This is a genomic window from Haladaptatus sp. W1, assembly GCF_001723155.1.
Lineage (GTDB): Archaea > Halobacteriota > Halobacteria > Halobacteriales > Haladaptataceae > Haladaptatus > Haladaptatus paucihalophilus.
In genome coordinates, this window is sequence record NZ_MEIH01000033.1 from 1 (window position 1) to 13,265 (window position 13,265).

Below are 13,265 nucleotides of genomic sequence, written 5' to 3' on the forward strand. Positions count from 1 at the left end.
CCTCCGCTGTCGGTACTGGACGTTTGACCGTCGGTCCCATCCTGATTTTGGTTGTTCCCACCGCCAGTACAGCCTGCCAAGGCCGCTGACGCTGCTGCGCCTCCTGCAAACTTCAAATACGTCCGCCGATTTAGTCGCTCATCGGGCATACCCTGACATGGCGGGTAATTGCATATATATCTGTGGTATGGGACGACATCGCCCGTGACTCATTATCTCATGACACTTTATAACGAACCTAACCGCAGATTTATGTGACCTGATACCGAACCGGGAAATATGGCCGTTCACGGCCGTCATCCCTCATTACGTGATCTGTTCGATGAGTCGCCCACCCCACACATCGCCCACCCACCTCACACCCATCACCGTGATTTCTACGTCACGAGTGACGGGTCGTTCGACCGGGAGTCCGGTGCCGGTGGACTCGGCGTAATCATCGAAACGCGCGACGGCAGGCGCGTCGCCCGTCTCTCCGTCCCCGATAGTGACGTGCCCGACAACAACGTCGCCGAGTACCGGGCGCTCCACCTCGGCCTCGACGTGTTGGCCGTCCGCGCGCCCAGAAACGCACGCGTCGGCGTGCTGGTGGACCACGACCAACTGGCCGCCAACGTCAACAACGCCGTCCTCGCCCACAATCGGACGGATTGCCGACCGCCGAAACCGTTCTCCGTCCCGCTCGCGGGCAAACACCACTGGCGGGGAATCCGGGCCAGAATCGCCGGATTCGGCGAACTCCGTGCCGCACGGATTCGAAGCGAGCAGAACCCCGCCCATCCGCTGGCGAACGCACCCGAGCAGTACGCGCACGTCAACCGCGAACCCGAGCGATGTCTCCTTCCCGACGCGCCGGAGTCGAGCGAACCGCAGATTCCGCCGCCGTCCCGCGCCGACAGACACGCGAGCGGGTGAGACAGCGACGAGATTCGCGTTTCCGCGTCGATTTCCGGCAGACGAACGCGGTCGAGTAGCCTGCTGATCCGATTTCCGTTGGCTCGGTTTCCGTTGACTCGGTTTCCGCCGATCCGATTTCCACTGGCTCGGTTTCGAGTCACCGAAACCGGTAGCTAATTCAAATAAGGCGAACTATTTCAGCCAGAGACGCATGCCGTCGAATCGAAGCCGGAGAGTCCTCGCTTTCGTGCTCGCGCTCGCACTGATCGGCTATGGTGGCTATTCGCTGTACAGCCAGCACCGAAAGATCACCACCTACGAGACGACGGACGGAACCTTCGTTTCGACCGCCGTCCACTCGGAGCGGACGGGGAAACCCAGCATATTCGGCGATTCGAAGTCGTACTATCCCACCATCGACTACCGCTATTCGGTCGCCGGGACGACCTACCGGAATGATAACGTCTACTCGTCGAGCAAAATCCCCGGCGGGGAGCGACCGGAGGCCACCGCGCTCGTGAATCGGTACGCGGAGGGCAAACGAGTCACCGTCCACTACGCGGCGGACGACCCCTCGAAGTCGTTCCTGTCCGGCAACTACACCTTCTTCCCGGCGTACCTCGTCCTGCTCGCCGGGTTGGTCCTCCTCCGCGACAGTCTGAACCCCGGTTCCGTTTGGGTTCGGAAGCTACTCCCGAACCGGGACACCGGACGCCAAAAGGGGAGCGAGTCGATGCTCGCCGACCCGCCGTCCCTCGACGCGGACGAGTGGGACGACGACTGGCCGACGCGCCGGTCGGACTCGACGGCGGCCGACTCGACGGCGGACGACGTGAACGCGCACACGAACACCCCGATAACCGACGACCGTCACCTGCTGGCGCTCTCGGCGGGGTTCTACGTCGCCGTCGTCGCCGTCTTCGCGCACTACTTCCTCGTTTCGGGCCGCCCCTACAGTTCCGTCGCGTACGTGAGCCTCCTCGTCGGCGCGGTCGCGTTCGCGTTCGAACTCCGGTCCGACTTCTGAGAGGTTCGGGTCCCGGTCCCGTTCGGCCGCCGATTCGCGTTCGGTCCGATACTAGAATTACTCACGAATCCGGGAGATACGGACAGCGAAACGCCTACTATCTCCGTTTGAGTGGGACATCACGGTGGCACGCGAATGGGCACGCGGATACTCGATTGGTTCTCGCGGTACTGGAAGCGCAAGACGGATCGGCCGGACTACAGACAGGCGTACGTCAAACTCCCCCTCGACACGGACCTGCCGTCGTTGGCGTCCGAGTTCGAACGCGTTTGCGAGGGCAGACTCGACCGCGTTCCGCGTCGGGATTCGTTGGTCGTCGATACCGATTTCATCCCCGAAGCGCGGTTCGACGGGGATCGGTTCGCGGAGTTGGTCGCCGAACTGAAAGCTCGGTCTCCCGAGCGGTACGCCCTCTACGACTCCACGAAGTGGCGACGGCACGAGGGCGGCGTAGCGAAGATGCACACCGTCGTCCCGGTAAAACGGTTGTACTCGGTCGATGAGGAATCGACGGCGTACGAACCCTCCGTCAGCGACCGACCGCGGTAGATGGAAGTAGTTAGTATCATTTAGTAGAAGTCAGTATCTTCCAGTTCATTTTAGTAATACACTTTCGGCCGTCGTTTTCGACGGCCAGAGATGGCTCTGGCGCGATGGCATTCGCGTCCCCGAAAAAGAGCCGCTCGCTTCCGAGACGCTCCGCGCCTCGCGTCGCTTGCGGTGTTACTCTTGCTGAGCGTCCACGACCGCAACGCCCGCCAAATTCACTATGTCTTTAACCTCGTCGCCGCGCTGGAGGACGTGGACGGGTTTGTCCATGCCGACGAGCATCGGGCCGATGGCCTCCGCGCCGCCGAGTCGTTGGAGGAGTTTGTAGCCGATGTTGCCCGCTTCGAGGTTCGGGAAGACGAGCACGTTCGCGGGTTGGTCCAGTTCCGAGAACTCGTAGGTGCCGTTGAGGATTTCCTCGACGACGGCCGTGTCGGCCTGCATCTCGCCGTCGACGGGGAAGTCGACCTCGGGGTCCTCGCGGAGCATCTTGGAGGCCTTGCGCGGCTTGCGCGTGCCCTCGTTATCGACGCTGCCGAAGTTGGAGTACGAGAGGAGCGCGGCCCGCGGTTCGACGTTGAACCGCCGAGCGAGTTTGGCGGTCTGCTTTGTCACTTCGGTCAGCACGTCCTCGTCGGGTGCCTGATTGACCGTCGCGTCGGCGCAGAAGACGACGCGGTTCTTGAACGTGAGCATGTAGACTCCGGCGGCGTAGTCCACGTCCGGAGCGGTGCTGATGACCTGGAGCGGCGGGCGGAGCGCCGACGGGTAGTGATGGGTCAACCCCGTCAGCATGGCGTCCGCGTCGCCCTGTTCGACCATCACGCTGCCGAAGTAGTTCGAGTCCTTCTCGATGAGTTCGCCCGCCTCGTTCCGGGTGATGCCCTTGCGGCCACGAAGTTCGTAGAGTCGGTCGGCGTAGCCACCGTGGTCGCCGTTCTTCGGGTCCACGACGTTGGGGTCGAAATCGAGGCCGAGGTCGGCGACGTTCGTCTCGATTTCGTCGCGGTCGCCGATGAGGACGGGGTTGGCGATACCCTCCTCGCGCATCTGGTAGGCCGCGCGAATCATCTTCCGGTCCGTCCCTTCGGAAAGCGCGACGCGCTTAGGGTCGCTTTTGGCCTTGTTCAGGACGACGCGCATCATCTCGCGGGACTTGCCCAGTCGTGCTTCGAGCGTCTCGACATACTCGTCGGTGTCGAGTTCGCTCCGGGCCACGCCGGTTTCCATCGCCGCGTCGGCGACGGCGGGCGCGACCTCGAACAGCACGCGCGGGTCGAGCGGTTTCGGGATGATGTAATCCGGGCCGAACTGGAGCGGTTGGTCGCCGTAGGCCTTGACCACGGCGTCCGGCACGTCTTTCTTGGCGAGTTTCGCCAGCGCGCGCGCGGCGGCGACCTTCATCTCCTCGTTGATGTCGCTCGCACGAACGTCGAGCGCACCGCGGAAAATGAACGGGAATCCGAGGACGTTGTTGACCATGTTGGGATAGTCCGAGCGCCCGGTCGCCACGATAACCGTGTCGTCGCGGGCCTCCTTCGCGTCCTCGTAGTCGATTTCCGGGTCCGGGTTCGCCATGGCGAAGATGAACGGATTGTCGGCCATCGACCGCACCATGTCCTGATCGACGATGCCGCCGACGGAGAGGCCGACGAACACGTCCGCGCCTTCCATCGCGGCCGCGAGGTCGCCCTCGGGGACGTCGCGGGCGAACTCGGTCTTGAACTCGTTGACCTCGCCGTTTCGCACGCGCTGTTCGGTGATGATGCCCGTGGAGTCGCACATGGTGATGTTCTCCTTTCGCGCGCCGAGCGAGACGTAGAAGCGAGCGGTGGCGATGGCGCTCGCGCCAGCGCCGGAGAAGACGATTTCCAGGTCGCGCAGGTCCTTCTCGGTGAGTTCCGCCGCGTTGAGGAGGGCGGCACCGCTGATGATGGCGGTGCCGTGTTGGTCGTCGTGGAAGACGGGGATGTCCATCTCTTCACGCAGGCGCTCTTCGATTTCGAAGCACTCCGGCGCCTTGATGTCCTCCAGATTGACGCCGCCGAAGGTGGGTTCCATCGCGCTCACCGTTCGTACGATGTCGTCTGGGTCCTGCTGGTCGAGTTCGATGTCGAACACGTCGATGTCGGCGAATCGCTTGAACAGAACGCCCTTCCCCTCCATCACGGGTTTCGACGCCTGTGCGCCGATGTCCCCGAGGCCGAGGACGGCACTGCCGTTCGAAACGACGGCGACGAGGTTCCCCTTCGCGGTGTAGGAGTACGCCTTTCCGGCGTCGTCAGCGATTTCGTTACAGGGGGCGGCGACACCGGGAGAGTAGGCGAGACTCAGGTCGCGCTGCGTGTTCGTCGGCTTCGTCGTCGATATCTCTATCTTTCCCGGCGGGTCGCTCCGGTGGTAATCGAGTGAATCCTCGTCGAGTCCCATGCCGGGTACGTTTTCGCCCGCCTGTAAAAAGGTATCCCAATGCGTCGAATTTACCTTCGACGTTCGTCGAATTCAGAGTTCGAGGACGGTCGGACGCGGGAGCGCTCCCTCGTAGTCGAACGCCATCACGGATTCAGCGGGCCAGTCCCCCGTCTCGGTGAGGATTTCCATCCCGTCCTCGGCGATGAGAACGGTGTCTTCGCTCTTTGCCCCCTGCACGGTCGGGTTCCACGCGTAGGCCATCGGCAGTACGATTTCGCCGTCCGTCGTTGGCGTTGCGATCCACTCGCGCCCGGCGTAGCCCGCCGCGCCGCCCTGATGGTGGTGTTTCCATTCGCCCGCGTAGCCGACGTGTTCGTAGGCCGCTCGAATCGCCTCGAAGACGTCCTTCGCCCGTCCGTCGAACGTCGCTATCTGTTGCGTTGCCGCGAGCGCCGTCGTCTCCACGATTGCGGCGGCCCGGTGTCGCTCCGCGAGCCAGTCCGGCGCGTCGAACGCCACGGTTCGGGTGCAACTCGCGTGCAACCCGTGCCGTTCGGCGGTCACGGAGACGTGCGCGTAGTCGCCCAGTTCCGCCTCGGTCGGCGTGTAGTGGCGGTACTGCTGTGCCCGTTCGCTCCCGCCGACGAGCGCCACTGGCGTTTCGATGCCGCGCGCGGAGAGCGCGCCGCGAACCGCCGACGCGATTTCCCGCTCGGTGTCGGTCGGGTCCAACTCCCGACAGATGGCCTCGACTGCGGCGGCCGTCTCCGCACCCAATTCCCGGTACGCGTCCACGTCCTCGTCCGTGAGGGGTTGCCGGAGCGGCGAGGCGTCCACCGACTCGAATCCCGGCACGTCGAAATCAGCGGCGGCGGGCGTCGTCGCGCGGTCGGCGACCGCTTCGGCCAACGACGATTCGTACCACTCGTACTCGGCGACCGGGATGTGGTCGGGGAGTTCTTCCTCGCGGAGTCGCGCCGCCTCGATGGAGTCCGTGACGACGCGGAAGCCGTCGCCGTCGTAGCCGACCGCCGCGACGCCGATGTCGCCCTCGCGGTCAACGACGTTGTTTCCGCCCGTGAGCCACGCGAACGAGTTCGGCCGCGCGAACCAGACGGATTCGAGGTCACGGTCGGCGAGCAAGCCATCGAGACGGTCTCGTTTCGTCATACTCGCTGTATTGCGTCCGCACTCCTTTAAACGAGTGATTGGCTCCATTTTTGGTGTCGTCCCGGCTGAGACTTTCCGCCCCGTACCTCCCGACACCTCGTCTTTCCCGCACCCCGTCCCGTGCTTCGTCTCTCGTTCTCCCGTCGGTTTCTCCCTCCGCTCCCAGTCTCCGGGAAAGTCGGACAGACCTAAGTACACCGCTTTCTAACACCCGAGAAAGGGGATTACTGTGATAGGAGACGACCAATCCGAGGTGTGTAACTGATGGGGTCACGATTTCGGCGCTTCGCCGCGTTCACGACGGCACTGACGTTCATACTCATTCTGCTCGGCGTGTACACCGCCGCGATGGGTGCGGGACTCTCGTGCAGCCAACAGTGGCCGTTCTGTGACGGCGGGCTGATTCCGCAAACGATTCCGAGCTTCATCGAGTGGTTCCACCGACTCGTCGCCATGGTGACCGGCTTCTTCATCCTCGGTACCACCATCGGCGCGTGGAAGTACTACGACAGCACGCGAATCCGCGCCGCGGCGACCCTCGCGCTGGTCGTCCTCCCGGTGCAGGTGTTGCTCGGCGGCGCGACGGTGCTCATCTACGGACCGCTCGTGCAGACGGCCCACCACGCCGCTGCGATGGTGATCTTCGCGTCGCTCCTCGCGACGACGCTGTGGGCCTACGAGGAACCCCAGCAGGCGACGGCACCCGCGACGGATTCGCCCGGCGGCTACCCGTCGGACGACTAACCGACAACTGGCGAACGACCAATGGTTCGCCGACGAACGACCAACGACCTGGCGACAAACGACCAACGGTTCGCCGACGAACGACCAACGGTTCGCCGACGAACGACCAGCGGGCGACCGTCGAAATTTTTATCGAAACGGTGTTAGTAACCGATAGTAGCCTTCTATAGGCTGTTTGACTATGTAGTATCGGGGAGAACTACAATGCACAGACGGAGCTTTCTCAGGGGGACCGGCGGAGCTATCGCCGGGCTGACGTTCGCCGGAAACGCGAGCGCACAGAACAACGGTACTATCAGAATCGGTTCCGACATCCCGTATCGCCCGTTCGAATACCGGACCAAGACCGGCGAACTCGTCGGCTTCGACGTGGACATCGCCAACGCCGTCTTCGAGGGCCAACTCGACCGCAACTACGAGTTCGTCCAGACGAGCTTCGACACCATCATTCCGAGTTTGAACAACGGGAACTTCCGCGTCATTATGAGCGCGATGACCATCACGCCGGAACGGTCGAACCAGGTCGATTTCTCCGACCCGTACTTCACGGCGTATCAGACCGTCCTCATCCTGAAAAACAGCGACATCACGTCGCTGCAGGATTTGAAGGGCGAAACGGTCGCCGTGCAGAAAGGGACGACGGGGGAGGCCGCCGCACAGGACCTGAAAAAGCAGTTCAACGGCGACCTCACCATCGACAGCTACGACCAAATTCCGGGCGCGTTCTCGGCGCTGGGGAACAACCAAGCCGCGGCAGTCATCAACGACAACACGGTCAACGCCGAGTTCGCCCAACAGAACGACAACGTAACGTTCCTGAAGGGGACGGGTGCCGCCCAGGAACAGGGGAAGGAAAACGCGCCGCCGTATCTCACGCTCACCGTCGAGGAGTACGGCATCGCCTTCCGGAAGAACGACGACCAACTCAAAAACCAGGTCAACGACGCGCTCTCGACCATCCGGGACAACGGTACGTACGACGAACTGTACAACAAGTACTTCCAGACGCCGGGAGGCACGACCAGCGGCTAAGCGCCGCAGGAGTCCCTCATGGCCGAGACATACACCGAACGGGGTATCGAGCGACCGACGGACGGTGAAACGGGGTGGTTGAACGACCGGCGGGTCAGGTGGCTCGGTATCGCCATCGCGGGCGTCTTCTCGCTCGGCGTCGCGTTCTTCCTCCTGTTGATCCTCACGCAGTTCGTGGATTATCAACTGCTGGTGACCATCCTCCCGCAGTTCATCGACGCGCTGTTTCTCGTCCTCCAGATAATCCTCATCTCGGGCGTCCTGTCGCTCACCTTCGGCGTGATGGTCGGATTGGGCCGCGTGTCACAAACCGGGTTCACCCAGCGGATAGCGACGCTGTACGTGGAGTTCTTCCGCGGAACGCCGCTGCTGTTCCAGTTGTTCGTCGTCTACCTCGGCGTTCCGGCGTTCTGGCCGCCAGGGCAGTTCCCGCTCCAGAACTGGAGTTTCGCGGCGGCCATCATCGGGTTGACGCTGAACCACACCGCCTACATCGGTGAGGCAGTCAAGGGAGGCATCAACTCCGTCTCCGGCGGGCAATCGGAGGCGGCGCGCTCGCTCGGCATGTCGTACATCGACTCGATGCGCTACGTCGTCCTGCCCCAAGCGTGGCGGAACGCGCTCGCGGCCATCGGCAACGACCTCGTTATCCTCGTCAAGGACACGTCGCTGCTGACAGTGCTGGCGATTCCCGAACTCATCAGCGTCTTCCGGAACGTGAACAGCGCGACGTTCGACGCGTGGACTCCCATCGTCGTGGTGTCCGTCGCCTACCTCGTCATCACGGTGCCGCTCGGCAAACTCGTCCGAACGATGGAGGAACGCTCCATGTGGGGGACGGAACGATGAGCGCCCCCGACGTTCCCGAAGTCGAGTACGACAGCGTTGACAAGTACTTTGGCGAGACGCACGTCCTGAAGGACGTCTCGCTCTCCGTCGACGACGGCGAAGTGGTCGTCGTCGTCGGCCCGAGCGGGAGCGGGAAATCGACGCTGTTGCGGTGTACGAACCGCCTCGAAGAGATTCAAGGCGGCGAGATTCGCATCGAGGGCGAGTCGATAACCGACCCGGACGTGGACGTGAACAGTCTGCGCCAGCACATCGGGATGGTGTTCCAAAGCTTCAACCTCTTTCCGCACAAGACCGCGGTCGAAAACGTCGCCCTCGGTCCGCAAGTGGTCAAGGGGTTCGAGGAGTCGGAGGCGACGAAGTGGGCGACCGCGATGTTGGACCGCGTTGGTCTCTCGGACCAAGCCGACTCCTATCCCAACCAGCTTTCTGGCGGGCAACAACAGCGCGTCGCCATCGCCCGCGCGTTGGCCATGGACCCGAGCGTCATGCTGTTCGACGAGGTGACGAGTGCGCTCGACCCCGAACTCGTCGGTGAAGTGCTCGAAGTGATGCGCGATCTCGCCGAGGAGGGAATGACGATGCTCGTCGTCACCCACGAGATGGGCTTCGCCCGCGAAGTCGGCGATAGGGTCGTCCTCATGTCCGAGGGTCGCATCGTGGAGTCGGGACCGCCGGCCGACTTCTTCGCCCATCCCGAAACCGAGCGTGCGAGGCAGTTCCTCGCACGAGTTCACTGAATTGAACGTTTTTCTTCGGTATTCGTTCGTCACGCAATCGCCCAAAACCCATTTGTTCGACTGCTCGGGAACAAGGGTATGGAAACGATTCATGCCGGAGTCTGGTCGGTGGTTCCGGCGCTGGTCGCCATCAGCCTCGCGTGGTATTCGCGCGACGCGATAATCGGGCTGTTCTGCGGTATCGCCAGCGCTGGCGTCGTCTACGGGGCGATAAAGCCCGCCTCCGCCGGCGTTCCGGGGAGTATGATCGGAAGCCCCGTGGGGACGGTCCTCGGCGGGGTCTTCGGGCTGAAACACGTCCCGACGATAATCGCCACCGCGCCGCTCTTTTCCGACTCGTGGTACGTCGAGAACGTCCTGCTCGCCATCTTCGCCATCGGCGGGATGATAGGACTGATGATTCGGTCCGGGGCGCTCCGAGGCGTCCTCGAAGCGCTCACGGCACGAACCGACTCCGCGGCGGACGCCGAGAAGGCGGCGTTCCTCGCGGGCATCATCATCCACATCGACGACTACTTCAACTGCTTGGTGGTCGGGTCGATGATGCGCCCGCTGACGGACAAGTACGACGTCTCGCGGGCGAAACTCGCCTACTACGTCGATTCCGCCGGAAGCCCCGCCGCCCGACTCGCGTTCTACTCGACGTGGGGCGCGGCGCTCATCGGCTTCATCGGGAAGGCGCTCGTGCAGGCCCAACAGCAGGACAAACTCCCCGCCGACATGAGTCAGTACGTCGCCGGGCAGGGTGAGTCGGCCCACGCGGTGACCAACCAGATATGGCCGCTCTTTTTCAACAGCATCTTCTTCGGCTTCTACTCGTGGGTCGCGCTCATCGTCGCCGCGCTGGTCGCGTGGCAGGTCGTCCCCAACATCATGGGCATGGACCGCGAGGAGTCGCGGGCGCGCAACGGCGGCGGCGTCGTCGGCGACGACCACGACCCGATGATATCCCGCGAGATGGACGAGTACGAGATGGCCGAGACGGCCACGCCCGACTGGCGCAACTTCGCCATCCCCATCGCCACGATGATTCTCGTCGGCCTCGGCGCGATGTTCTGGCGGAGCAGTCCCGTCCTCACCGCGCCGTCGACGACCACTCTCTTCTCCGTCGGCGGCTATCGGCTCATGCTCCCGGACGGCGGGAAGTGGGCGTTCAACATCGGCGGAGTTCGCCTCGGCCTCGCGTCCTTCTCGGCGCTGGTCGTCGCGTTCGTCCTCTACCGTGCGAAGGGCGACATCCCGAGCAACAAGGACGCGACGGAGGCGATGACGCGCGGGTTCAAGGGCATCCTGCTCGCCGCGGTCATCCTCATGTTCGCCAGTTCCATCCAGAACGCCGTGACCATCCTCGACATCTCCTCGTTCGTCACGAACAACTTCTCCGGCGTGCCGCCGGAGTTCGTGCCCGTCTCGCTGTTCCTCATCACCAGCATGGTGAGCTTTTCCGACGGCAGTTCGTGGTCCACCTACGGCATCATGTTCCCCATCGCCATGCCCATCGCGTTCACCACCGGTGCGAACCTCCCGCTCGTCATGGGCGCGGTGTTCAGCGGCGGCATCTTCGGCGACCACAGTTCGCCCATCAGCGATACGACGGTTCTGGCGTCCTCGACCAGCGGGAGCGACCACCTCGTCCACGTCAGGACGCAGATACCTTACGCCGTCATCTGCGCGACCATCGCGGCGGCGTTGTTCTTCCTTCTCGGGTTCGTCCTCCCGCAGGGCTTCCGCATCTTCCCGTACTGAGTCGCGTTGTTCCAAGCTTTTCCATTCGGGTAGTTTGATATCTCTCGGAATCCAACGCTACCGCGATGCCCGGTCCCGTGTTCCTCGAAAACGATCCCGTAACGCTCCGCCCGGCCGACGAAGAAGACGTTCCATTCCTCCGCGAGAACGGCAACGAACCGCACGTCCGGGCGACGCGACACGCCTATCGACCCGCCGACGAGGAGTGGGCCGAGCGACGGCTCGGCGGAACGGTCGGGGAGAACGACGACTCCATCGGGTTGCTCGTCTGTGCCGACGGCGAACCGGTCGGATACGTCCGTCTCATCCGCGAACACCCGTGGGTGCACGTCACGCGGGACGCCGAACTCGGCTACTGGATTGCACCCGACGAGTGGCGAAACGGCTACGCCACGGCCGCCGCCGAGCGCATGGTCGAGTACGCGTTCGCCGAACTCGGACTCCATCGACTCACCGCGTCCGCGTTCGAGACGAACGAGGCTTCGAAGCGGGTGCTGAATCGCGTCGGCTTCGTCGAAGAAGGCGTCTCCAGACGCGCGGCCTACGTCGATGGGGAGTGGTGTGACGTGGTTCGGTACGGATTGCTCCGCGACGAGCGGGAGTCGAAGGGGTAGTTCCGAGCGTTCGCGGTCAGTCGCCGACCGCCGTCAGGACGTGAAGGGCGATGACCAGCGCCGTCACGACCGTCAGCCAGACGTGTATCGTCCGCCAGCGGCGGAATAGGACGCGGTTCGTCACGTCGAACACCGACCCGACGACGGCGGGCGTGGCTTCGCCGCGTCCCATTCGAACGACGTGTCTGTGCAGATGGCGGCCGTAGAACCCGCTCGCAACTTCGACGGCGAGAAACAGCACGACGAGCGACCCGACGCCGCCTTCCTCCTCCGCCAGCAGAAAGTGCGGGACCGTGAGCGCGCCCCCGACGAGCATCGTCCCCTCGTGCAGTTTGAGCGACCGAAGTCGGTACTTCGGCGGAACGATGCCGGTTCGTTTACCTACCGAGTAGCCGAGGACGCCGATGAGGAGGACGGTCACCCCGAGTTCGGCCAATCCCACGGAGGCCGCTTCCGCGGCCTCACCGCCGAACCCCCACCATTCGGGGACGATTCCGGCCCCCGCGCCGCCGTTCTCTCTCTCCGCCTCGTTCTCGCCCTCTTCTTCTTCCTGGACTTCCTCTTGCATCGCCAGCGACGGGGCGTTCGTCCCGGCCACTCCGTCCACCCTATTCGTCCCGGCCACCCTGTTCGTCCCGTCCGCGACGGCAGCGGCGGTTGTCCCCCGACCGTCCCGAAGACGAGCGCGAGTACCACCACCCACCGAAGGACTCTCCGCTCCATACGTCCCCCTTGTCACGGAGCCAATCATTCGTTTCGCCCGTGACGGGGTGTCCCTCGGCTCACGTGAAGTCGCCGAAACTGGCCTGCCCGTCGTCGGCTTTCGTCTCGTCGGGTTCCGTGTCCGTCGCTTCCGTGTCCGCCGCTCCCGCCTCGGTGGATTCGTCCGCCGAGTCGTCCGTTTCGTCCGCTTCGGCGTCGTCGGTCGGTTCGTCCTCGTCCGATTCCGACGCGAACCCCTCGAACGCGCCGCCGGAGTGTTCGACGGCCGCCTCCGCTTTCGACTCTTCCGCGTCCTCGACGATGCTCTGAACCTTGTTCGTGGTCTTTCCGCTTCCCGTAACGAACGCGACGTGTTTCTCCTCCAAATCGTACTGCGCCGCCATCGCCACGGTCAGTTCGCGGTTCTTGCAGTGGTGGGTCATCGCCGAGAGGAACGGGATGACCTCGCGTCGAGCCGTGCTCATGCTGATGCCGCTCTCCTCGGCAATCTTCCGGGCGATGTAGTCGCGGGTGTCGCGCTTACCCCGCGAACTGCCGAGTTTGCGCCAGTAGCTCGGCGGGCCGTAGCGCGTCCAGCCGCCCTTCTTTCCTTGCCGGGCGGCGGCCACACCCGCGGTCATGTTGTCGCCCACGTAGCGCCAGTACTTGTAGTTCTGCGTGGCGCGCACCCGTCCGAGCCAGCGGTCCGCGTTCGCCATGTAGCCGTAGGCGTCGGCGAGTTCCCGCCCCTCGTAGTCCTTCGGGAGGTTGTCCTCTATCCAG

Annotated in this window: 12 protein-coding genes and 1 pseudogene; 9 read left to right on the forward strand and 4 right to left on the reverse strand. The window is 63.7% G+C overall.

Annotation, left to right across the window (positions count from 1 at the left end; all coding sequences use genetic code 11):
- Positions 1 to 279 precede the first annotated feature (279 nt).
- From BG842_RS01700 to BG842_RS01710, 3 genes are all read left to right on the forward strand, one after another.
- The gene (locus BG842_RS01700; RefSeq protein ID WP_069449430.1) at positions 280 to 915 is read left to right on the forward strand and encodes a reverse transcriptase-like protein; all 636 of its coding nucleotides are present in this window, start codon (positions 280 to 282) and stop codon (positions 913 to 915) included.
- A 193-nt stretch (positions 916 to 1,108) separates the two neighbouring features.
- Entirely contained in the window at positions 1,109 to 1,924 is an 816-nt protein-coding gene (locus BG842_RS01705; protein ID WP_254662829.1) for a DUF3592 domain-containing protein, read from the forward strand.
- A 135-nt stretch (positions 1,925 to 2,059) separates the two neighbouring features.
- Positions 2,060 to 2,473: a hypothetical protein gene (locus tag BG842_RS01710; protein WP_069449432.1), complete on the forward strand. Its 414-nt coding sequence runs from the start codon at positions 2,060 to 2,062 to the stop codon at positions 2,471 to 2,473.
- Between the two features lie 174 nt (positions 2,474 to 2,647).
- Here BG842_RS01710 and BG842_RS01715 read toward each other — a convergent pair whose 3' ends face one another.
- Together BG842_RS01715 and BG842_RS01720 are read right to left on the reverse strand one after the other, a co-directional pair.
- The gene (locus BG842_RS01715; protein ID WP_069449433.1) at positions 2,648 to 4,903 is read right to left on the reverse strand and encodes an NADP-dependent malic enzyme; all 2,256 of its coding nucleotides are present in this window, start codon (positions 4,901 to 4,903) and stop codon (positions 2,648 to 2,650) included.
- A 72-nt stretch (positions 4,904 to 4,975) separates the two neighbouring features.
- Complete coding sequence (locus BG842_RS01720) at positions 4,976 to 6,055, reverse strand: Xaa-Pro peptidase family protein (RefSeq protein ID WP_069449434.1); 1,080 nt, start codon at positions 6,053 to 6,055, stop codon at positions 4,976 to 4,978.
- Positions 6,056 to 6,319: 264 nt separating this feature from the next.
- On the opposite strand from BG842_RS01720, the gene BG842_RS01725 reads away from it, so the two are divergent.
- From BG842_RS01725 to BG842_RS01750, 6 genes are all read left to right on the forward strand, one after another.
- Positions 6,320 to 6,799, forward strand: coding sequence for a heme A synthase (locus BG842_RS01725; RefSeq protein WP_069449435.1), 480 nt, complete (start codon positions 6,320 to 6,322; stop codon positions 6,797 to 6,799).
- A 204-nt stretch (positions 6,800 to 7,003) separates the two neighbouring features.
- Positions 7,004 to 7,831: a transporter substrate-binding domain-containing protein gene (locus tag BG842_RS01730; RefSeq protein ID WP_069449436.1), complete on the forward strand. Its 828-nt coding sequence runs from the start codon at positions 7,004 to 7,006 to the stop codon at positions 7,829 to 7,831.
- Between the two features lie 18 nt (positions 7,832 to 7,849).
- Positions 7,850 to 8,680 (forward strand): amino acid ABC transporter permease, encoded by an 831-nt coding sequence (locus BG842_RS01735; protein ID WP_069449437.1) that lies wholly within the window; start codon positions 7,850 to 7,852, stop codon positions 8,678 to 8,680.
- Positions 8,677 to 9,420, forward strand: coding sequence for an amino acid ABC transporter ATP-binding protein (locus BG842_RS01740; RefSeq protein WP_069449440.1), 744 nt, complete (start codon positions 8,677 to 8,679; stop codon positions 9,418 to 9,420). Before BG842_RS01735 ends, BG842_RS01740 begins: the two co-directional genes overlap by 4 nt.
- Before the next feature lie 78 nt (positions 9,421 to 9,498).
- Entirely contained in the window at positions 9,499 to 11,166 is a 1,668-nt protein-coding gene (locus tag BG842_RS01745; protein ID WP_069449438.1) for a Na+/H+ antiporter NhaC family protein, read from the forward strand.
- Between the two features lie 65 nt (positions 11,167 to 11,231).
- On the forward strand, positions 11,232 to 11,780 hold the full coding sequence (locus BG842_RS01750) for a GNAT family N-acetyltransferase (protein WP_069449439.1): 549 nt from the start codon (positions 11,232 to 11,234) through the stop codon (positions 11,778 to 11,780).
- A 16-nt stretch (positions 11,781 to 11,796) separates the two neighbouring features.
- Here the strand turns inward: BG842_RS01750 and BG842_RS01755 are convergent, their stop codons facing one another.
- Together BG842_RS01755 and BG842_RS01760 are read right to left on the reverse strand one after the other, a co-directional pair.
- Positions 11,797 to 12,483: a hypothetical protein gene (locus BG842_RS01755; RefSeq protein ID WP_254662830.1), complete on the reverse strand. Its 687-nt coding sequence runs from the start codon at positions 12,481 to 12,483 to the stop codon at positions 11,797 to 11,799.
- Positions 12,484 to 12,562: 79 nt separating this feature from the next.
- Positions 12,563 to 13,265 (reverse strand): annotated as a pseudogene (locus BG842_RS01760) (replication factor C large subunit); the annotation flags it as partial.

Bases quoted from the DNA above. Each gene is read 5' to 3' on its own strand.
- BG842_RS01725 (WP_069449435.1), top strand. From the start codon at position 6,320: ATGGGGTCACGATTTCGGCGCTTCGCCGCGTTCACGACGGCACTGACG.
- BG842_RS01730 (WP_069449436.1), top strand. From the start codon at position 7,004: ATGCACAGACGGAGCTTTCTCAGGGGGACCGGCGGAGCTATCGCCGGG.
- BG842_RS01745 (WP_069449438.1), top strand. From the start codon at position 9,499: ATGGAAACGATTCATGCCGGAGTCTGGTCGGTGGTTCCGGCGCTGGTC.
- BG842_RS01750 (WP_069449439.1), top strand. From the start codon at position 11,232: ATGCCCGGTCCCGTGTTCCTCGAAAACGATCCCGTAACGCTCCGCCCG.
- BG842_RS01720 (WP_069449434.1), bottom strand. From the start codon at position 6,055: ATGACGAAACGAGACCGTCTCGATGGCTTGCTCGCCGACCGTGACCTC.
- BG842_RS01710 (WP_069449432.1), top strand. From the start codon at position 2,060: ATGGGCACGCGGATACTCGATTGGTTCTCGCGGTACTGGAAGCGCAAG.
- BG842_RS01715 (WP_069449433.1), bottom strand. From the start codon at position 4,903: ATGGGACTCGACGAGGATTCACTCGATTACCACCGGAGCGACCCGCCG.
- BG842_RS01740 (WP_069449440.1), top strand. From the start codon at position 8,677: ATGAGCGCCCCCGACGTTCCCGAAGTCGAGTACGACAGCGTTGACAAG.
- BG842_RS01705 (WP_254662829.1), top strand. From the start codon at position 1,109: ATGCCGTCGAATCGAAGCCGGAGAGTCCTCGCTTTCGTGCTCGCGCTC.
- BG842_RS01700 (WP_069449430.1), top strand. From the start codon at position 280: ATGGCCGTTCACGGCCGTCATCCCTCATTACGTGATCTGTTCGATGAG.
- BG842_RS01735 (WP_069449437.1), top strand. From the start codon at position 7,850: ATGGCCGAGACATACACCGAACGGGGTATCGAGCGACCGACGGACGGT.